This is a genomic window from Agromyces ramosus, from assembly GCF_004216665.1.
GTDB lineage: Bacteria > Actinomycetota > Actinomycetes > Actinomycetales > Microbacteriaceae > Agromyces > Agromyces ramosus.
In genome coordinates, this window is sequence record NZ_SGWY01000002.1 from 377427 (window position 1) to 397407 (window position 19981).

The 19981-nt window shown below is 71.3% G+C and carries 13 protein-coding genes and 2 tRNA genes; 13 read left to right on the forward strand and 2 right to left on the reverse strand.

Annotated features, from left to right (window positions below; all coding sequences use genetic code 11):
* Positions 1–7 precede the first annotated feature (7 nt).
* The 3 genes from EV187_RS08365 (at position 8) to EV187_RS08375 (ending at position 2693) form a co-directional block, all read left to right on the forward strand.
* On the forward strand, positions 8–949 hold the full coding sequence (locus tag EV187_RS08365) for a LysR family transcriptional regulator (protein WP_242609505.1): 942 nt from the start codon (positions 8–10) through the stop codon (positions 947–949).
* A 57-nt stretch (positions 950–1006) separates the two neighbouring features.
* Positions 1007–2521 (forward strand): glutamate--tRNA ligase, encoded by a 1515-nt coding sequence (gene gltX, locus EV187_RS08370; protein WP_130352616.1) that lies wholly within the window; start codon positions 1007–1009, stop codon positions 2519–2521.
* A 100-nt stretch (positions 2522–2621) separates the two neighbouring features.
* Positions 2622–2693 (forward strand) — tRNA-Gln (locus EV187_RS08375).
* 80 nt (positions 2694–2773) lie between these two features.
* Here the strand turns inward: EV187_RS08375 and EV187_RS08380 are convergent.
* The gene (locus EV187_RS08380; protein WP_130352617.1) at positions 2774–2992 is read right to left on the reverse strand and encodes a hypothetical protein; all 219 of its coding nucleotides are present in this window, start codon (positions 2990–2992) and stop codon (positions 2774–2776) included.
* Between the two features lie 378 nt (positions 2993–3370).
* Here EV187_RS08380 and EV187_RS08385 point away from each other — a divergent pair, with 378 nt between their 5' ends.
* Together EV187_RS08385 and EV187_RS08390 are read left to right on the forward strand one after the other, a co-directional pair.
* Entirely contained in the window at positions 3371–4213 is an 843-nt protein-coding gene (locus EV187_RS08385; RefSeq protein ID WP_130352618.1) for a class II glutamine amidotransferase, read from the forward strand.
* Positions 4214–4362: 149 nt separating this feature from the next.
* A complete protein-coding gene (locus tag EV187_RS08390; RefSeq protein ID WP_130352619.1) occupies positions 4363–6735 on the forward strand; it encodes a transglycosylase domain-containing protein in 2373 nt (790 codons plus the stop codon).
* A 66-nt stretch (positions 6736–6801) separates the two neighbouring features.
* Here the strand turns inward: EV187_RS08390 and EV187_RS08395 are convergent, their stop codons facing one another.
* Complete coding sequence (locus EV187_RS08395; protein ID WP_130352620.1) at positions 6802–7440, reverse strand: MBL fold metallo-hydrolase; 639 nt, start codon at positions 7438–7440, stop codon at positions 6802–6804.
* Positions 7441–7502: 62 nt separating this feature from the next.
* On the opposite strand from EV187_RS08395, the gene EV187_RS08400 reads away from it, so the two are divergent.
* From EV187_RS08400 to EV187_RS08435, 8 genes are all read left to right on the forward strand, one after another.
* Positions 7503–8408 carry a diacylglycerol/lipid kinase family protein gene (locus EV187_RS08400; protein ID WP_130352621.1) on the forward strand — a complete coding sequence of 302 codons (906 nt, stop codon included), beginning with the start codon at positions 7503–7505 and terminating at the stop codon, positions 8406–8408.
* Positions 8409–8485: 77 nt separating this feature from the next.
* Positions 8486–8558 (forward strand) — tRNA-Glu (locus tag EV187_RS08405).
* Positions 8559–8863: 305 nt separating this feature from the next.
* Entirely contained in the window at positions 8864–9907 is a 1044-nt protein-coding gene (locus EV187_RS08410) for a TerC/Alx family metal homeostasis membrane protein (protein ID WP_242609506.1), read from the forward strand.
* A gap of 132 nt (positions 9908–10039) precedes the next feature.
* A complete protein-coding gene (locus tag EV187_RS08415; protein ID WP_130352623.1) occupies positions 10040–10927 on the forward strand; it encodes a PP2C family protein-serine/threonine phosphatase in 888 nt (295 codons plus the stop codon).
* A complete protein-coding gene (locus EV187_RS08420) occupies positions 10908–12014 on the forward strand; it encodes an FHA domain-containing protein (protein ID WP_130352624.1) in 1107 nt (368 codons plus the stop codon). The genes EV187_RS08415 and EV187_RS08420 overlap by 20 nt, the downstream gene beginning before the upstream one ends.
* The gene (locus EV187_RS08425) at positions 12014–13720 is read left to right on the forward strand and encodes a serine/threonine-protein kinase (RefSeq protein ID WP_130353246.1); all 1707 of its coding nucleotides are present in this window, start codon (positions 12014–12016) and stop codon (positions 13718–13720) included. Before EV187_RS08420 ends, EV187_RS08425 begins: the two co-directional genes overlap by 1 nt.
* Entirely contained in the window at positions 13717–14418 is a 702-nt protein-coding gene (locus tag EV187_RS08430; protein ID WP_165391173.1) for an FHA domain-containing protein, read from the forward strand. Before EV187_RS08425 ends, EV187_RS08430 begins: the two co-directional genes overlap by 4 nt.
* Before the next feature lie 193 nt (positions 14419–14611).
* The gene (locus tag EV187_RS08435; RefSeq protein WP_130352625.1) at positions 14612–19957 is read left to right on the forward strand and encodes an Ig-like domain-containing protein; all 5346 of its coding nucleotides are present in this window, start codon (positions 14612–14614) and stop codon (positions 19955–19957) included.
* The last annotated feature ends 24 nt before the right edge of the window (positions 19958–19981 follow it).

Genomic DNA, 19981 nt, shown 5'->3' on the forward strand with positions numbered 1-19981 from the left:
TTCACGCATGTCCGACGCGTCCATCGAGGGTCTCGCGGCCGCACTCGACCTGCAGACCGTGCGGGTCGTGCGCCAGGTCGCCGAGCACGGTTCGCTCACCGCCGCGGCCGAGGCCCTCGGCTACAGCCAGCCCGCGGTGAGCCAGCAGCTGCGCCGATTCGAGGAGCGCACCGGCATCGCGCTCGTCGAGCGGGTCGGCCGGGGCATCCGGCTCACCCAGTCGGGCCGGGTGCTGGCCCGCCATGCGAACGCCGTGGCGACCGCGATCGAGGCCGCCGCGGGGGAGCTCGCCGAGATCCGCGGCCTGCGTGCCGGCCGGGTGCGGCTCATCGCATTCCCCTCGGCGTCGGCGACGCTCGTGCCGAGGCTCATCGCCGCGCTCGGCGCCGCTCACCCGGGCGTCGCCGTCACGTACGTCGAGGCTGAGCCGCCCGAGGCCGTCGCCGCCGTGCGCGCCGACCGGGCCGACCTCGCCATCACCTTCAGCTACCCGGGCGATCGCGATGATCCACACCGGGCCAGCGCCCGCGGCCTCGACGTCCGCGCCTTCGGCGATGAGCCCATCCGGCTCGTGCTTCCCGCCGGGCATCCCGCGGCGGAGTCCGACGTGGTCGACCTCGCCGCGCTCGGCGACGACCCGTGGATCGCCGGATGCCCCCGCTGTCGCGGCCACCTGCTCGAGCTCGCGGCGACCGCCGGGTTCACGCCGCGCATCGCCTTCGAGACCGACAATTTCGTGGCCGTCGAGGGGATGGTGGCGCAGGGGCTCGGCGTGGCGCTGCTGCCCGCACTCGCGCTGGCCGCCTCGCCGCGGCATCCGGGCGTCGTGACCCGCCCGACCGCACGGAGCGACGTGCGCTCGCTGCACCTCGTGACGGCACGGGGCGCGGAGCGCGTGCCCGCGGTGGGCGCGACCATCGCGGCCCTCGAGTCGCTCGCCGCCGGCTGACGTCGCCCCACCCGACGCGGCGCGTCGGACGCGCCCCGGTCGATAGCATGGACGCGTATGTCCGAGACAGCCCACCCCACCACGTCCGCGACCGGCACCGATGTGCGCGTCCGCTTCTGCCCCTCGCCCACCGGCACGCCGCACGTCGGCCTCGTGCGCACCGCGCTCTTCAACTGGGCCTACGCCCGGCACACGGGGGGCACCTTCGTCTTCCGCATCGAGGACACGGATGCCGCGCGCGACAGCGAGGAGAGCTACGAGCAGCTCCTCGACGCGCTCACCTGGCTGGGCCTCGACTGGGACGAGGGCATCGGCATCGGCGGTCCGCACGAGCCCTACCGCCAGTCGCAGCGCGGCGGGATCTACGTCGACGTGGTCGAGCGGCTGAAGGCCGCCGGCCACGTCTACGAGAGCTACTCGACGGCCGACGAGATCGACGCCCGCAACGAGGCCGCCGGGCGACCGAAGCAGTTCGGCTACGACAACTTCGACCGCGACCTCACCGACGAGCAGCGCGCGGCGTTCCGCGCCGAGGGTCGCCGGCCGGCGCTGCGCCTCAGGGTGCCCGAGGTCGACCTCGGCTTCGACGACCTCGTGCGCGGCCGCATCGACTTCCCGCTCGGCGGCACGACCGACTTCGTGGTCGTGCGTCCCAACGGCGCGCCCCTCTACACGCTCGTCAATCCCGTCGACGATGCGCTGATGGGCATCACGCACGTGCTTCGCGGCGAGGACCTGCTCTCGTCGACGCCGCGGCAGATCGCGCTCTACCACGCGCTCATCGACATCGGCGCGACCACCTTCGTGCCCCGCTTCGGGCACCTGCCCTACGTCATGGGGGAGGGCAACAAGAAGCTCTCCAAGCGCGACCCCGAGTCCAACCTCTTCCACCACCGCGATCGGGGGTTCATCCCCGAGGGCCTCGTCAACTACCTCGCGCTGCTCGGCTGGGGGTTCTCCGCCGACCGCGACGTGTTCAGCCGCGACGAGCTCGTGGCGGCATTCGACGTCGAGGACGTCAACCCGAACCCCGCGCGCTTCGACCTGAAGAAGGCCGAGGCGATCAACGGCGACCACGTGCGCCAGCTCGAGGTCGGCGAGTTCGCGGCGCGCACCGTGCCCTACCTCCAGGCCGCCGGTGCCGTCGAGACGCCGATCAGCGCCGCGCAGGAGGCCGTGCTCGTCGAGGCCGCCCCGCTCGTGCAGGAGCGCATCGGGCTGCTCGGCGAGGCGCCGGGCATGCTGGGCTTCCTGTTCACGGATGCCGCGGGCCTCGCGTACGACGACGACGCCCTCGCCGCCCTGCCCGCCGACACCGCCACGGTGCTCGACTCCGCCCGTGAGGCGCTCGACCGGCTGCCCGCCGACGCGTGGACGCACGACCAGATCGAGGAGGCGCTGCGCGGCGCCCTCATCGACGGACTCGGGCTCAAGCCGCGGGTCGCGTTCGGGCCGGTGCGCACCGCGATCTCCGGACGCCGCGTGTCGCCGCCGCTCTTCGAGTCGATGCAGATCCTCGGCAAGATCGACTCGCTCGAGCGCATCGACCGGCTCGCCGGGCGCCTCGGCTAGCGCGACACGGGCCCTTCCCTCCGAGGTCCGCTCAGTTTGGTCGGGGTGCGATGCGTAGGCTAGAGTTGCATGTCGGCCCGGGGCTTCGGTTCCAGGCCATTGGGGTATGGTGTAATTGGCAACACGGCTGATTCTGGTTCAGTTGTTCTTGGTTCGAGTCCAGGTACCCCAGCGCAAGACCCGCGAGATATCGCGGGTCTTCTCCGTTTCCTCGGCGATTTCCTCGGCGACGTCTCCTCACGACTGAACGGCTCAGATCCGTCCGTTGTCGTACCGCCCGCCGTCCCTCCCCGCATCCTTCGAGTCGCGCAAGCGCCGTTCGGCGCTGAGGCGGGCCTCGCGCACCTCTGCCGCGGTCTCGTCCACCGTCTTCCTGCGGGCGAGTCGCTGCCCGAAGCGGTTCCACAGCACGACGCCGACCGCGGAGAGCACGATCACCGCGCCGAGGATGACCCACGACACCGGGTCCATGCGACGGAAGGTACTCCGAGCCGCGCGCGGCCGCAATGACGCCACCGTCGTCGGCGCGAGCACGGCCGCTCCAGCAGCGCAGAGGATGGCCCCCAGCGCCCGCACCCCAAGCGAGGGACCCCCACCCGGAGAATGAGGTCGGGGCCCCTCGTTCCCTTGGGTGTTGGGCTCGAGGACCGCGGCCGGACGATGGATGCGAATGGCCCGACGGTCGCGGTGAACACATGGTAGGCGGGGAGTCGGGGCATCCGATGCCCCCAGAAATGGGCGCTGACGATCGGCACGATTCGATGCCCTCGCGCGGGGACGCGGCTACCATGTGGCTGCAGCGCCGCTCGCGTTCCGCCCCGCCGGCGCCGACGTGCAGGGAGATGAAACATGTGCCGATGGCTCGCGTACTCCGGTGAACCGCTCCAACCGTCGACGGTGATCCTCGACGCACAGCACTCGCTCGTGAAGCAGTCGCTCAATTCGCCGCTCGGCGCCGAGACCGTGAACGGCGACGGCTTCGGGTTCGGCTGGTATCCGCGCGAATCGGTGGCCGGCAGCCGTCCGGCGCTGTTCCACAGCACGGAGCCCGCGTGGAACGACGAGAACCTGCGCGAGCTCACGCAGGCGATCGAGAGCCCGCTGTTCTTCAGCCACGTGCGCGCGGCGGGCGGACCGCCGATCCAGCAGACGAACTGCCATCCGTTCCGCTACGAGAACTGGATGTTCATGCACAACGGCTTCCTCGGGGACTTCGCCAAGATGAAGCGCGACCTCACGTTCGCGGTCGATCCGTCGCTGTACCCGCACATCCACGGCACCACCGACTCCGAGGTGATCTTCCACCTCGCCCTCACGCTCGGTCTGCAGGACGACCCGATCGGCGGCATCACGAGGGCGGTCCAGATGGTGGAGTCCGTCGGCCGCGAGCACGGCATCCGGTTCCCGATGCAGGGCACGATCGCGCTCGCCGACGGCGCGACCATCTGGGCGTTCCGCTATTCCACCCAGGGGATGTCGCGGTCGCTGTTCCATTCCGTTGACATCGACACGCTGCGCGAGATGTACCCCGACATCGAGCGCCTGAAGATCTTCGGCCGCCGTGCTCGGGTGGTCGTCTCGGAGCCGCTCAACGACCTGCCGGGCGCCTTCGTCGAGGTTCCCGAGTCCACCGTGGCCATCCTGGACGAGAGCGGATATCGGCACCAGCCGTTCCTCGCCGAGGCCGCGTAGCCACGCCGTTCCGGGACACGGGGCCGGATGTCCCGGCCAAGTCTGGACACGAGCGGCATGCTGAGGTTCCATGGTGATCGGAGCAACATGGTGCTCGCCCTTCCGGGCACCGCGTCACCCGCACGATCGCGGGCTTCGGGGGTGAATGCATGGTCGTCCGGAACATGCGGAATCGCGACTTCGCGGAGACCCGCACGCCCCTCGGCGTCGTCGGCGGATTCATCGGACTCGTCGCGGCGAGTGCGGCGGCTGCCACCCTCGTCGTCGTCGGGGTGACGCCCGCGATCGCCACCGTCGGCATCGCGGCATCCGGCACCATCGGGATGTTCGAGAACCTGCCCGGCTACCTCGAGATCGGCGAGCTGTCCGAGAAGAGCAACATCTACGCCACCCGCTCCGACGGGGTGCCGGTGCTGCTCGCGTCGTTCTACGACCAGAACCGGGTCGAGGTCGGCTGGGATGCGATCAGCCAGTACGTGAAGGACGCCGCGATCGCCGGCGAGGACCCCCGTTTCTACGATCACGGCGGTATCGACATCCAGGGCACCGTGCGAGCGGCGGTCACGACCGCCACCGGCCGCGAGACGCAGGGCGGCTCGTCCATCGCGCAGCAGTACGTGAAGAACGTGCGAGTCCAGGAGTGCGAGCGGATGGCCGACGTCACCGCACTCGAGGACCTCAGCGAGGAGGAGCGGGTCGCGCTCACCGGCGACCAGCGGCATGCGCTCGTCGAGGAGGAGCGGCTCGGCTGCTACGACACGGTCACCGAGACCACGATCGACCGCAAGCTCAAGGAGATGCGCCTCGCGATCGGCGTCGAGAAGCGCTACACGAAGAACGAGATCCTGCTCGGCTACCTGAACATCGCCGGATTCGGCGGCACGGTGTACGGCATCGAGGCCGCCGCCAACTACTACTACAGCACCACGGCAGCGAACCTCTCGCTCGCGCAGGCGGCATCGCTGATGGCCATCGTCAACAACCCGGCCAAGTTCCAGCTCGACAAGCCCGACAGCGAGACGAACGGCGCCGCCAACGGGTACGCCGAGAACACCGCACGGCGCAACTACATCCTCACGAGCATGCTCGAGCAGCGGAAGATCACGCAGGCGGAGTTCGATGCGGCCGTCGCGACGCCCGTGCAGCCCGCGATCACCGAACCGAGCACCGGATGCCAGACGGCCGGCGGCAGCGCGTACTTCTGCGACTACGTGAAGAACATCCTGCAGAACGACCCGATCTTCGGCGAGGACGCGGAGACCCGGATGCTGAACTTCCGCCGCGGCGGATACGAGGTCTACACGACGCTCGACCTCGACCTGCAGATGGCAGCCGAGAACGCCATCGGGCAGCACGTGCCGCAGACCTATCCGGGGTGGGACGTGGGCGGCGTGATCTCGAGCGTCCAGGTCGGCACCGGGCGGGTGCTCGCGATGGCCCAGAACCGCACGTACAGCCAGGACCCGGCGGTGCTCTCGACCGGCCCGCAGTTTACGAGCATCAACTACAACACCGACTACGATTACGGCGGCTCGAGCGGGTTCCAACCCGGCTCCTCGTACAAGGTGTTCACGCTGGCCGAGTGGCTGAGGACGGGACACGGACTGGCCGATCGGGTCGACTCCCGGCCGAAGAGCAACTGGGGCGTGTTCCAGGACAGCTGCCTCGGGCCCCACTACGCGGGCAACTGGAACCCGCGGAACGACGCCAACGAGTCGGGTGGCAACTACAGCGCGCTGGAGTCGACCATCGGATCGATCAACACGGGCTTCATCGGCATGGCGAAGCAGCTCGACCTGTGCGGCATCCGGCAGACCGCCGAGGCGTTCGGCGTGCACCGGGCCGATGGCGATCCGCTCGTGCAGGGCCCGTCATCGGTGATCGGCACGAACGAGGTCGCCCCGCTCAGCATGGCGGTCGCGTTCGCCGGCATCGCCAACAACGGGCTCACCTGCTCGCCGATCGCGATCGACCGCATCGTGGGACGGGACGGCGCGGAGATCCCGCCGCCCGTCAGCACCTGCACGCAGTCGGTGTCGCCCGAGGTGGCCGCCGCCATGCACTACGCGATGGGTCGCGTGATGACCGGCGGCACGGCGACGGCATCGTATGGCGCCACCTCGCCGCGCGTGCCGCTCATCGGCAAGACGGGCACCACCGACGGGGCGAAGGACACCTGGATGTGCGGGGCGAGCTCGAAGGTGGCGACGGTCGCCGCCGTCGTGAGCGTGAACGGCTCGGCGAACCAGCGCGGGATCTCATTCGCGAGCGGGCAGGCCGCGACGGCTCGTCACCGCATGTGGCCCGCCGTGATGTCGGTCGCGGCGGCGAAGTACGGCGGCGACCCGTTCACGGAGGCGGGGCTCGGCCCGGTCGCGCCGCGCAGCGGCACCGTCCCGGCCCCCGCGCCCGCCGAGAGCGGCGAACCCACCGACGGCGACGGCGGTGACGGCGGCAACGGCAATGGCAACGGGAACGGCAACGGCAACGGCAACAACGGCGGCGGACCCGGGCCGGGCTGACCGACCGCCGACCGCGCATGACGCCCCGCCGGGTCCGTCCCGGCGGGGCGTCGACGCATCGGCGTGTCAGAAGTCGATCGCGTCGCCCGGCTCGAGCGGCAGGTACTCGCCCCCGCCCTGCTCGGTCGCCCATCGGAGCCGCGCGTTCGCGAGGTCCTTGCCGGCTCGCGACAGCAGCATCTCGTGCGTGGGGAACGCGCGCCGCGGCGCGACCGCGATGATGTAGTCCATCACCTCGCTGATCTTCATCCACGGCGCGTTCGCCGGCGCCGCGAGCACGTCGACCGCCACGCCCTCGGGCACCGCGAACGAGTCGCCGGCGTAGGAGAGGGCATCGTTCACGAGCACGCCGAGGTTGTCGATGATCGGGATCGACGGGTGGATCTGGGCGTGGCGCCCGCCGAAGAACCGCAACCGGAAGGGGCCGACGTCCACCTCGTCGCCCGCGGCCACCGTCTCGACGGCGAAGTCGGATGCCGCGGCCGCGACGCCCGCCGGACCGAGGATCCGCACGTCGGGGTTCGCGGCGACGATGCGCCCGAGCTGCTCGGGCGTCCAGTGATCGTCGTGCTGGTGGGTGACGACGACGGCGACGGTGCCGGCCGACTCGGTGATGGGGGTCGTGAACTTGCCGGGGTCGACGTACAGCCTGTCACCCGAGTCCTCGACGACGAGTGCGGCGTGTTCGAGCTTCGTGAGTCGCATGCGTCGAGCCAACACCGCCCGTCGGGCGGCGCGCAAGCCCGAGCGCCTGCCAGAATCGCTCCATGCATCGAGCCCCCCGGCGCCTTCTGCTCGCCGTCAATCCGGCCGCCTCGTTCGGCCGGAACCGCGCGGTCGGACCGGCGGTCGCCGAGCGACTCATCGACGAGGGGCACGACGTGTCGATGCTCCGCGAGGCCAACTTCGAGCTGCTCCGCCGCGAGACGGAGTCGGCGTTCGCGCAGGGCGGCATCGACGGCCTCGTCGTGGTGGGCGGCGACGGCATGGTCTCGCTCGGAGCGAACCTCGTCGCGCAGACGGGCGTGCCGCTCGGCATCGTCGCGGCCGGCACGGGCAACGACCTCGCGCGGGGCCTCGGCCTGCCGTACGACGACCCGGCGGCGGCCACGGACGCCCTCGTCGCCGCACTCGCGCGGGAGCCTCGCGTGATCGACGCGGGCATGATCCGCCACGGCGAGCTGAGCACGTGGTTCGCGTGCGTGGTCTCCACGGGATTCGACGCCGTCGTGAACGAGCGCGCGAACCGGATGACCCGGCCCCGCGGTCCCAGCCGGTACACGCTGGCCCTGGTGCGCGAACTGGCCACCTTCCGGCCCCGCACGTACGCGATCACCATCGACGGGGTGCGCCGCGAGCAGCGCGCCATGCTCGTATCGGTCGCGAACAACGCCTCGCTCGGCGGCGGCATGCGCATCGTGCCCCACGCGGACCTCGCCGACGGCCTCCTCGACGTGTTCATCGTCCACCCGCTCTCGCGCATCGGCCTGCTCAGGGTGTTCCCCAAGGTGTTCGCGGGGGAGCACGTCGACCACCCGGCGGTCGAGTTCGTCCGGGCTGAGCGGGTGACGATCGACGCCGACGACATCGTCGCGTACGCCGACGGAGAGCGTATCGGCACGCTCCCGATCGACGTCGCAGTGGTGCCCGGCGCGCTCTCCGTCTTCGCCTGATGAGACGGCGGATGCCGCGGCGGCCCCGATTTTGCGGCAGCCCGGCGGCTGTGTCATACTCTTCAAGTTGTCGATTCGGCCCCATCGTTTAGCGGCCTAGGACACCGCCCTCTCACGGCGGCAGCGCGGGTTCAAATCCCGCTGGGGTCACAACGCATCGAATGCCCTCGCTCCGGCGAGGGCATTCGGCATTTCCGGGCTCGTTCGGCCCGCGGCATCCGCTCGCCGTGGAGCTGCGGCACCGCTGTGCGCTGGGGACGCGAACGCGGCATCCGATCGGCCATCGGCTAGACTCGCCAGAGCGAAGGGGAGTATCCCGCGGGGCGCACGCCTCGGGCCACGATCGTCAGTACGAGCGCCAGAGACGCCGCTCCGGTCGTGGCGGCGCGCCGAAGGCGCGGTCGGGAGAGACTTTCGGGTTCACCTGTACCCACAACTCACCCGGAAGGCCCCCAGTGCTCGAGCTCCCCGCCTGGTTCGAAATCGGATCCCTCGTGGTCCTGACCCTCATCCTCATCGCCGACCTGCTCCTCGTCATCAAGCGTCCGCACGTTCCGTCCTTCCGGGAGTCGACGCTGTGGGTGGTGTTCTACGTGGCGCTGGCGCTCGTCTTCGCGCTGCTCATGCTGCTGCTCGGCGACGCCGAGCATGCGGGCCAGTTCGTCGTGGGCTGGCTCACCGAGTACAGCCTGTCGATCGACAACCTCTTCGTCTTCGTCGTGATCATGGCCCGGTTCGCCGTGCCGAAGAAGATGCAGCAGGAGGTGCTCATGGTGGGCATCATCCTCGCGCTGATCTTCCGCGGCGTGTTCATCCTGCTCGGCGCGCAGCTCATCGAGAACTTCAGCTGGATCTTCTACATCTTCGGCGCCTGGCTCGTGTGGACGGCGATCCAGCAGGCGTTCCTGCATCGCGAGGAGAACGCCGAGGAGAACGAGAGCGGGCTGGTGCGCCTGCTGCGCAAGCGCGTCCGCATCTCCGATGACTACGACGGCATCAAACTGCGCACCACGGTCGACGGCACGCGCATGTTCACGCCGATCCTCATCGTGTTCATCGCGATCGGCACCACCGATCTGCTCTTCGCGCTCGACTCGATCCCCGCGATCTTCGGCATCACCCAGAGCGCGTTCATCGTGTTCACGGCGAACGTCTTCGCCCTCATGGGCCTCCGACAGCTCTACTTCCTCCTCGGCGGCCTCCTCGAGCGCCTCGAGTACCTCAAATACGGCATCGCATTCATCCTCGCGTTCATCGGCGTGAAGCTCGTGTTCCACGCCCTGCACGTCAACGAGCTGCCGTTCATCAACGGCGGCGAGCCCGTCGAGTGGGCACCCGAGATCTCGACGTGGGCCTCGCTCGGCGTCATCGTCGCCGCGATGGCGGTCGCCACGATCGCGAGCCTCGTGAAGGCCCGCGTCGACTCGAGGCGCCGGGGTGCGAAGCTCCTCGACGAGGTGCCCCACTTCACCGAGGACGCACCGCGCCGCGAGCACTGACGAGGTCCGGCGGGGTCGCGGCTGTGCACAGCGGTCCGCGACACCCGCCCGGACTTGCTACCGTGGGGAGGCGACGCCTGGGTGGGGCGCGCGGGCCGGGGGGCCCGGTGGTGAGCTGCGACGAGGAGAACCGTGTCCGCTGATGGCGAGGACGTCGTCCCGCTCCCGCACGGTTCCGCCGTGATCGCCCACAGCGCGCAGAGCGACGTCGGTCGCGTGCGCAGCGTGAACGAGGACGCGTTCCTCGCCGAGGCGCCCGTCTACCTCGTCGCCGACGGCATGGGCGGGCACGCCCGCGGCGACGCCGCGAGCCGCACGGTGATCGAGACCTTCCGCCGGCACCTCGAGCCCGGGCGGCCCACGTCGCCCGAGCAGGTGCTCGACGCCATCCACACGTCGAACGAGGCCGTGCGCGCCCTGAGCGCCGAGGGCGAGGAGGGCACCGCCGTCGCGGGCACGACCCTCACCGGTGTCGCGCTCGTCGACGCGGGCGACGGTGCCGGTTTCCACTGGATGGTGTTCAACATCGGCGACTCGCGCGTCTACTCGTGGGACGGCCGCACCCTCGAGCAGCTGAGCGTCGACCACTCCGCCGTGCAGGAGCTCGTGGACGCGGGGCTCATCAGCGCCGACGACGCCGAGCGACACCCCGACCGCAACGTGATCACCCGGGCGATCGGTGCCGACGAGGTCGTCGACCCCGACGTGTGGCTCATCCCGGCAACCGGCCGCCAGGTGTTCCTCATCTGCTCCGACGGACTGTCGAAGGAGGTCGACGACGAGCAGCTCGCCCGCATCCTGGCGGGCGACACCGGCCACGCCGCCGGCCTCGCCGGCGAGCTCGTCGACGCCGCGCTCGAGCGGGGCGGCCGCGACAACGTCACCGTGATCGTCGTGGAGTCCGAGCTCGGCTCCGACGACGACGAGGCCACGCGCGACCGCCGCGAGTCGCTGTCCCGCGCCGCCGAGGACACCACGCCGCGCACCGGAGAGGGCGAGCATGGCGACGTATCGGCCTGATCCGGCGAACGGATGGCTCGCCGCCGTCCGCGGATCGGTGATGCTGCTCGCTCCGTCGACGTCAGCATCCGACCTCGTGGCGCTTTGGCCGCAGCTCGGCGCCGACGACCCGACGCCGCAGGTGCTCGACCGCCTCACCGCGACCGGCCTCGCCACGACACCGCCCTTCGCGCTCGTCGTGCGGCACGCCGACGGCGACTCCGTCCGCGTCGTGGCACGCGGCGGGGTCACCGTGCGGGTCGGCGACACGTCGATCTCGGGCGCTGGCGTCTCGACCTGGACCGAGCGCGTGATCGACGCCGGGGCATCCGACATCACCGTGCACGGCGGCATCGAGGGCTCGGATGCCGGAGCCGAGCTCCCGATCGTGGAGGGCATCGTGCCCGCCCACGGCGTGAGCTCCGGAGTCCGCGAGGCGGTCGCCCCAGTCGAGCCGGCCGCGTCCCAGGCGCCGGGCGGCACGCCCGCGCGTGCCGTGATCGTCTCCGCGGCGGGGCCCGTCGTCACGCCGTCGGAGCAGACGATGGTGCCGGCCGAGGACACCGTCGCGGCGCCGATCACCCCGCCGCGGCCGACGAACGCCATCCCGGCGTCCACAACGGAGCCGGCGCCCGACTCGGGCGGGCTCGACGGCGACCACGACGGCCTCACCGTGGCGAGCGTCGACCTGCGGCGGCTCCGCGCCGAGCGGGCGGCGCGAGGCGGCGGTTCCACGCCCCCATCCGGCATCCCGGCCCTCGCCTCAGCGCCCACGTCGAGCCTGCGCATGCCCGACGGCACGATCGAGAAGATCGGCCACGAGGTGGTCCTCGGGCGCGCCCCGAGCGTCAGCCAGGTGTCCGGCGGCCGCCTCCCGCGCCTCATCACGATCGGAGCGGGCGATCCCGACATCTCGCGCAACCACGTCAGGCTCGCGGTCGAGGGCGACACCGTCGTGGTGACCGACCTGCACTCGCGCAACGGCACGCACGTCGTGGCTCCGGGCAGGGCGCCCGTGAAGCTCCGAGCCGGCGAGCCGACGCCGGTGCTGGCCGGAACGGTCGTCGACCTCGGCGGAGGCTGGACGCTGCAGGTGGTCGGGGCGTGATGCGACGCGCCCCGTCCAGCCCGCCCGAGCTGCCCGGATACACCCCGATCCAGCTCCTCGGCTCCGGCGGATTCGCCGACGTGTTCCTCTACGAGCAGCGGCTGCCGCGCCGCAAGGTCGCGGTCAAGGTGCTCCTCACCGAGGAGCTCGGTCGCGATACGCGGGCCCAGTTCGTCGCCGAGGCGAACCTCATGGCCCGCCTCTCGGCGCATCCGTTCATCGTCACGATCTTCCACGCCGACGTCTCCGTCGACGGCCGACCGTACTTCGTCATGGAGTACTGCTCGGGGCCGAGCCTCGCGGAACGGTACAAGCGCGAGCCGTTCGCCGTCGAGGATGCGCTCCGCACCGGCATCCGCCTGGCCGGCGCCGTGGCGACCGCGCATGCCGCCGGCATCCTGCACCGCGACATCAAGCCCGCGAACGTGCTGACGAACGACTACGGATGGCCGGCGCTCACCGATTTCGGCATCTCCTCGAACCTCGAGGGCGAACTGCCCGTGCACACCGTGACCGCACCTTCCGACGGGTCCGCAACGACGTCGGGGCAGTCGGCGGTCGGCATGAGCGTGCCGTGGTCGCCCGCCGAGATGTTCGAGGACGATCCCCGGCCCGACCAGCGAAGCGACCTGTTCTCGCTTGCGGCGACCGTGCACACGCTGCTCGCCGGCCGCACGCCGTTCGAGATCCCCGGCCGGCCGAACGGCTCGCTCGACCTGATCGGACGAATCGAGCGCGGCACGATCACGCCGATCGACCGGGCCGACGTGCCGCGCAGCCTCGCATCGGTGCTCGCGAAGGGCATGTCGGTGCGCCGCGACGATCGCTATCCGACCGCGATCGAGTTCGCGCGCGCGCTGCAGCGGATCGAGCTCGAGCTGGGCTACGCGACCACCGGCATCGAGGTGCCCAACCTCGTCGCGTCGGAGCGCGCCGCGTCCGACAACGACGCCGACGTCACGCGCGCACGGGCCGTGCACGTCGTCGAGGCCCAGCCGCGGCCGGCGGGGCCCGACCGCGACGATGCGACCCGAGCACGCTCGCCCCAGCAGATCGAGGCGCAGCCCGCCGCGACGCCCGGCGTGCCGGCGGCGGAGGGCACCGTGCTCCGGCCCGCGCCCGCCGGGCGAGCGCAGCCCGACCCGGCCGTCGCCGACGCGACCGTCGTGCGGCCGTCGAGGCCGGCGGCATCCGCCGGATCGCCCGTCGACGTCACGCAGGCGAGGCCACGGCCGGCGTCACGCACCGGCTCCGACGCCGTGGCCGGCGCCGTCGAGCCGATGTCGCCGAGGCGGTCGCGGTCGCGTGCCGGCACGATCGCGGCCGTCGCCGCCGGGGCCGTGGTGGTCGTGGCGATCGGCGTCGCCGTGGCGCTCTCCGGCACGCTCGACCGGGCCGTACCCGATCCCACGCGGGCACCGTCCGGGCAGGACGCCATCGTGGCCGCCACCGTTCCCGCGCCCGTCGTGGAGCCGGGCACGCGCTCCGCCGACGGCACGGCCGTCACCTTCCCGGTCTCGCACGCCGGCGCGGAGGACGGCGACCGGTACCGCTGGCAGCGCGCCGACGGCTCGGGGTCGACCGAGGTCACCGAGGGGTCGTCGATCGTCGTCGCCGGCGTCGCCACGTCCGAGCGGGTCTGCATCGAGGTGCAGGTGCAGCGCGGCAGCAAGACGTCGGAGGCGGTCACGGGGTGCACGCCGTGAGGCCCCTGCGCGTGGAGTTCTGCGGCGAGTGGTACACCGTCGAGGAGGGCGCCCCGTTCACGATCGGGCGCGAGTCCGACCTCACGATCGACGACAATCCCTACCTGCACCGCACCTTCCTCACCCTGTCGTCGGAGTTCGGGCTGTGGTGGCTCTCGAACGTCGGCCAGCTGCTCTCGGCGACGGTGTCGGATGCCACGGGCAGCGTGCAGGCCTGGGTGGCCCCCGGTGCGAAGCTGCCGCTGGTGTTCCAGACGGTCCACGTGATGTTCAGCGCCGGATCGACGACGTACGACTTCACCGTGCACGCCGAGGAGGACTTCTACAACACGTCGCTCACCGCGAAGCCCGCCGACGGCGGCACCACCATCCTCCCGGTCACGCTCACCACGGGCCAGCGACAACTGGTCGTCGCTCTCGCCGAGCACGTGCTCGCGCAGCCCGTCGCGGGCAGGGCGACCGTGCCGACGTCGGCGGAGGCGGCCGCGCGCCTGGGCTGGAGCATGACCACGTTCAACCGCAAGCTCGACAACGTCTGCGAGAAGCTCGACAAGATCGGCGTCGACGGACTCAGGGGCGGGCGCGGGAAGCTCGCGACGAACCGTCGCGCACGGCTCGTGGAGTACGCGGTGGCCACGCGACTGGTGAGCGCCGACGACCTCGCGCTGCTCGACGCCGACGCGGCCGACGAGGGCTGACGAGGGGCTCGGGGGCGGGTGGTTCGCCCCGAGACGGGCGGTGCGCCAGCCCTCGCCCGGGCCGCGATCCGATGGGGACATGTCCCCATTTCGAGGGCGCCCGGTCGCGTGTTAGCGTGATCAGCGTCCGGCCGCCGAGCGGTCGGATTTCCGTTGCGTGCGATCAGGCGAAATCATTCCGGGGGAGTCGAGCGTGGGTACCTTCACGTCCTGGGCGCGGGGTCGCAAGCAGGTCGCGTCGGCGACCGCGCTCGCAGTGCTCGTCGGCGTGCCGCTCGGGTTCGCCGTGCTGCATCAGGGATTCCCGGTCACCGATCCCGACCTGCGCGCCCGCGAGGTCTGGGTCACGAACGCGGAGGAGCTGCTGGCCGGACGCCTCAACCGCCAGATCGAGGAGCTCGACGCCGCCGTCGCGACCGCGACGAACGAGATCGACGTCTTCCAGGACGGCGATGACGCGTTCCTCTTCGATCCGAGCGTCGGGTCGCTCGAGCGCATCGACCCCTCGTTCACCACGCTCGTGCAGCGCATCGACGTGCCGCCGGCGTCGAAGGTCGCCTACGGCGGCGACGTCATCGCCGTCCTCTCCCCGAAGGGCGAGCTCTGGCGGGTGTCCGCGGGCGGCGAGCTGTCGTTCGACTACCGGGGCTCCGAGCCCGTCGCCGAGCTCGGCGACGAGGCGCAGGTCGCCGTCAGCGCCGAGGGCACCGTCTTCGCCACGTCGCCCGACGGCCGCGAGCTGCTGACCCTGCGACGCGTCGCCGACGAGCCGCAGACGTCCCGGCTCCCGCCGATGGGTCGGCACCAGCTCGCGGCCGTGGGCGAACGCGCGGTCGCGTTCGACGTCGAGGCCGACGCGATCGTCGTCGACGGTCGAACCGTCGAGCTTCCCGAACCCGCCCTGCGGCTGCAGCAGTCGGGGCCCGAGCGCGACCGGGTCGTGCTCGCGACCGGCTCCGCCCTGCTCGACGTGCCCTTCGACGGCGCCAAGGCCCGCGTCATCGAGAACGAGGCGGATGCCGCGCCCGCGTCGCGCGACGAGGTCGCCGCCCCCGTGCGACTCGGCGAGTGCATCCACGGCGCCTGGGCGTCCACCGGCAGGTACCTGGCGGCGTGTGACGGCCAGGAGCCGAAGGCGGTGTCGATCGACCAGCCGACGGCGGGTTCGCGACTCGAGTTCCGGGTCAACCGCGACGTGATCGTGCTCAACAACCTGACGAACGGCAACTCCTGGCTCGTCGACTCCGATCTGCGCCTCGTCGACAACTGGGAGGAGGTCACGCCGCCCGAGGAGAGCGACGAGCTCGAGGGCGACGAGAAGAGTGCCCAGCAGACCTTCGAGGACACCCTCGCGGAGCGCACCGACGTGAACCGGCCGCCGGTCGCCCGCGACGACGACTACGGCGTGCGCCCGGGCCGCACCACGGTCCTCGAGGTGCTCGAGAACGACACCGACCCCGACGGCGACGTGCTCACCGTGGCCGGCACGACCGAGATCTCGGATGCCGCGGGCCGCCTCGAGCTCATCGACGGTGGTCGCGCCCTGCAGTTCGCGCCCGCCGAGGGCGCGGCGGGCACGGTGTCGTTCCGGTACTCGGTCGACGACGGCCGCGGAGGGGTCGCCGAGGCATCCGTCGACGTGCGCATCGTGCCCGAGAGCGAGAACGCGGCACCGACCTCGATGCGATCCGGCGCCATCAGCGTCGAACAGGGCCAGCAGCTCTCGTACAACGTGCTCGGCGACTGGAACGACCCCGACGGCGACGACCTGTACCTCGTGAACGCGTCGCCGACCGGGGGCGACGCCGTGCGGTCGAGCCCCGACGGGTACCTCACGTTCGAGCACCGCTCCGCCGAGCTCGGGCAGAAGGAGGTGCAGTTCACCGTCTCCGACGGACAGGCCACCGCGTCGGGCACGCTCGTCGTCGACGTGAAGCCGACTGGGACGCTGAACCCGATCGGCACGCCCGACTTCGCGCGCGTGTTCGCCGGCGAGACGGAGCTCGTGGAGCCACTGGCGAACGACCTGTCGCCGTCCGGCGCGGGGCTCGAGCTGCTCGGCGTCGAGGGGGTGCCCGAGAACGCGACGATCACGCCCAACGTCGAGCGCGGCACGATCGCCTTCTCGAGCAACGTGCCCGGCGAGTACGTCTTCCTCTACGATCTGGGTGCCGGCGCCGCGGTGAGCAAGGGGCTCCTCCGCGTGCAGGTCGTGGAGCCGCCCGCGGAGGCGCCCCCGCCGATCGCGGTGAAGGACACGGCCTACCTCCGGCCCGGGGAGCCGCTGTCGGTGCCGGTGCTCGCGAACGACGTCTCGCCGTCGGGCCGCGTGCTCGCCGTGCAGTCGATCGACGATTCGTCGACCGAGGGCCTCGTGTCGGTCGAGATCCTCACCAACACCGTCACGCGGGTCACGGCCTCGCAGGCCCTCGACCGGCAGCTGCAGTTCAGCTACACGGTCTCCGACGGCGTGAACGCCTCGACGGCGACGGTCACCGTCGTCCCGGTGCCGCCGCTCGTGAAGCACCAGCCGCCCGTCGCCGTCGACGACGGGGCCATCGTGCGGGCCGGCGACATCGTGACCGTTCCCGTGCTCGACAACGACTACCACCCCGATGCCGCGCAACTGCACGTGCTGCCAGACCTCGCCGATGTCGAGACGCCCGAGGGCCTCGCCTTCGTCGACGGCGAATCGGTGCGATTCCAGGCCCCAGAGAACCCCGGCGTCTACTCGGTCGTCTACACGGTGGGCGACGAATACGAGCAGTCGGCGCGCGCCACCGTGAACTTCACGGTCGTCGCGAGGGATGCCGGCACGAACCGTGCGCCGCTGCCGACGCCGCTCACCTCCCGCACCTTCGCGGGATCGGCCGTGAAGATCGACATCCCGCTCGACCAGCTCGATCCCGACGGCGACTCGGTGACGCTGACGGGCATCACGGCGCCACCGAGCCTCGGTCGCGTCATCGAGCGCACGAGCACGTCGCTGACGTACGAGGCGTTCTCGGGCTCGGCCGGCACCGACTCGTTCACGTACGAGCTGCGCGACACCCTCGGCGCGACCGCCGAGGGCACGATCCGCATCGGCGTGGTGCCGAGGCCCGTCGTGCAGCTGCCGCCGACCGCCGTCGACGACGCCATCGAGATGAAGCCGGGGCGCACCGCATCCGTGGAGGTGCTGCTCAACGACTCCGACCCGAGCGGGTTCAGCCTCAGCGTCGCCGACCTCCCAGAGGTCGACGACGGCATCGAGGCGGAGATCCGGGACCGGCGACGCGTGGTCGTCACGGCGCCCGAGCAGGAGGCGGCGTACACGATCCGCTACGAGATCTCGAACGGCCACGGCGGCGCCGACACGGCATTCCTCCAGGTCGCCGTGACCGAGGACGCCGTCATCGAGCCGCCCACCGCCGAGGACCAGGTCATCGAGCCCGAGCAGCTCGTCGACGGCGAGCCCGTGACCGTCACGCCGCTCGCGGACGCCACGAACCCGGGCGGCCTCGTCGAAGACCTGGCGGTGACCGTCGAGGGTCCCAACGCCGGGCGTGCGGAGGTGGCACCCGACGGCAGCATCGAGGTCACCCCGGGTCGCCAGCGCTACGCCGTCGCGTACCGCCTGACGAACGAGCTCGACGACCTGTCGGCGATGGCGTTCGTGATCGTGCCTGCCGTGCCCTCGGGCGACGACACGGTCGAGGAGACCCAGCGACCGAAGACGCCAGAGGAGCTCGCGGCCGAGGAGAAGGCCAAGTTCCCCGCGCCGTACCTCGCCGACATCGGCGAGATCGTCGTGCCCATGAACGGGCGGATCAGCTGGAACGTCGACGACCTCGTCGTCGTGCCGTCGGGCGATCCCGCGCTCATCCTCTCCGCGTCCGCGACCAACGCCCGGGAGGCGGCGATGGTGAGCGGCACCGCGCTGCAGTTCGTGCCCGCGCAGGACTACCGGGGCGCGGCATCCCTCACCTTCGAGGTGACCGACGGCACGAGCGCCACCGATCCGATCGGCCGCACCGCGATCCTCACCGTCCCGATCACCGTCGGCGACCCGAACTTCAATGACACGCCGCCGACCTTCACGCCCCGGAGCGAGACGATCGAGGCCGGCGAGGCGCCGCTCGACCTCGACCTGCGCGAGTCGAGCGACCAGCCGAATCCGGACAACATCGAGCGGATCACGTACTCGAACCTGGGCGGCACGTCGGCCGACATCCATGGCCAGATCGTCGAGGGGTCGATCCTGCGGATCTCCTCGCCGCTCGGCGTACAACCGGGCACCACGGCGAGGATCACGTTCGACGTGCAGTTCAACGAGTTCACGGTGCCCGGATACGTGGACGTGAGCGTCGTGTCGTCGACCCGTGCCCTGCCGAAGGCGAACGACGACGCCATCGCGCTCCAGCGCAGCGACTCGAGGCCCGTCGACGTGCTCGCGAACGACTTCAACCCGTTCGCTCCCGACTCCCCGCTTCGCGTCGTCGACGCGAGGATCGACCAGGCGGACGTCGGGTCGGCCGCCTCGGCGAGCTTCACCGCGACCGATGTGACGGTGCGCACGGGTGCGGGCTTCACCGGAACCCTGAGCGTGATCTACCGCATCCAGGACGGCACGCGCGATCCCGCCCGTGAGGTGCAGGGCCGCATCATCGTCACGGTGCGGGACGAACCCGATGCGCCCAACGCGCCGACCGCGTCGGCCGGCGACGGTGCCGCGACGGTCCGCTGGAACATCCCGGCGAACAACAACTCCCCGATAGACGGCTACCAGCTCGACGTCAACGGCTCCGTTCGCGACGTGCCGGCATCGGCCGGGGGCACGAACTACGGCGTCGGGAACCTGACGAACGGCACCGCGTACACGTTCCGGGTGCGTGCGCACAACGCCATCGGGTGGGGCGCGTGGTCGGCGCCGTCGCCGTCGGTCACGCCGTACGGGACGCCCACGGCGCCCCGAAGCGTCTCCGCACAGGTGAACGGCACGGCGCCCACCAGCGTCGACATCAGCTGGGCGGCGCCATCGGACACCGGCGGCGGAAGCGTCCGCTACGAGGTCAGGCTCGACTCCGGTGGCTGGGTCGGCTCCGGCACCGACCGCTCGCACCGGTTCACGGGCGTCGGGGCGGGCGGGCACAGCGTGCAGGTCCGCGCGGTGAACGTGGGCAGTGGCAGGCCGGGCCCAGAGGCGACGACGAACTTCACCGTGCAGAACCCCCAGCCCTCCGGCTCGATCGGCAAGGGACCGAGCCGATCGTGCGACAGCGGCGGCGGCGGATGCGCCGAGGTCCGCATCACGTGGAGCAACATGGATCCGGGCACCTACCGCGTCTACGCCACGATCAACGGCGGAGCGTGCTGCGGCTACCAGCAGACCGTCGACGTCGGCGCGAACGGGCAGCTCCAGCTGCAGAACCACCTCGGCGTGCGCCAGGCGAGCGAGACGATCGCCGTGCGCTTCGAGAACCTCAGCGGCGGCACGTCGCGCACCCTGGGCGCCATCAGCGGCACCCAGTGGAACAACCTCGGCTACAACACGTGGTGACACGTGAGACGCCCGGCCCGGGCG

What these genes read in the sequence shown, in the direction of transcription:
- EV187_RS08365 (WP_242609505.1), top strand. Translation starts at nt 8, where the DNA reads ATGTCCGACGCGTCCATCGAGGGTCTCGCGGCCGCACTCGACCTGCAG.
- gltX (WP_130352616.1), top strand. Translation starts at nt 1,007, where the DNA reads ATGTCCGAGACAGCCCACCCCACCACGTCCGCGACCGGCACCGATGTG.
- EV187_RS08380 (WP_130352617.1), bottom strand. Translation starts at nt 2,992, where the DNA reads ATGGACCCGGTGTCGTGGGTCATCCTCGGCGCGGTGATCGTGCTCTCC.
- EV187_RS08385 (WP_130352618.1), top strand. Translation starts at nt 3,371, where the DNA reads ATGTGCCGATGGCTCGCGTACTCCGGTGAACCGCTCCAACCGTCGACG.
- EV187_RS08390 (WP_130352619.1), top strand. Translation starts at nt 4,363, where the DNA reads ATGGTCGTCCGGAACATGCGGAATCGCGACTTCGCGGAGACCCGCACG.
- EV187_RS08395 (WP_130352620.1), bottom strand. Translation starts at nt 7,440, where the DNA reads ATGCGACTCACGAAGCTCGAACACGCCGCACTCGTCGTCGAGGACTCG.
- EV187_RS08400 (WP_130352621.1), top strand. Translation starts at nt 7,503, where the DNA reads ATGCATCGAGCCCCCCGGCGCCTTCTGCTCGCCGTCAATCCGGCCGCC.
- EV187_RS08420 (WP_130352624.1), top strand. Translation starts at nt 10,908, where the DNA reads ATGGCGACGTATCGGCCTGATCCGGCGAACGGATGGCTCGCCGCCGTC.
- EV187_RS08425 (WP_130353246.1), top strand. Translation starts at nt 12,014, where the DNA reads ATGCGACGCGCCCCGTCCAGCCCGCCCGAGCTGCCCGGATACACCCCG.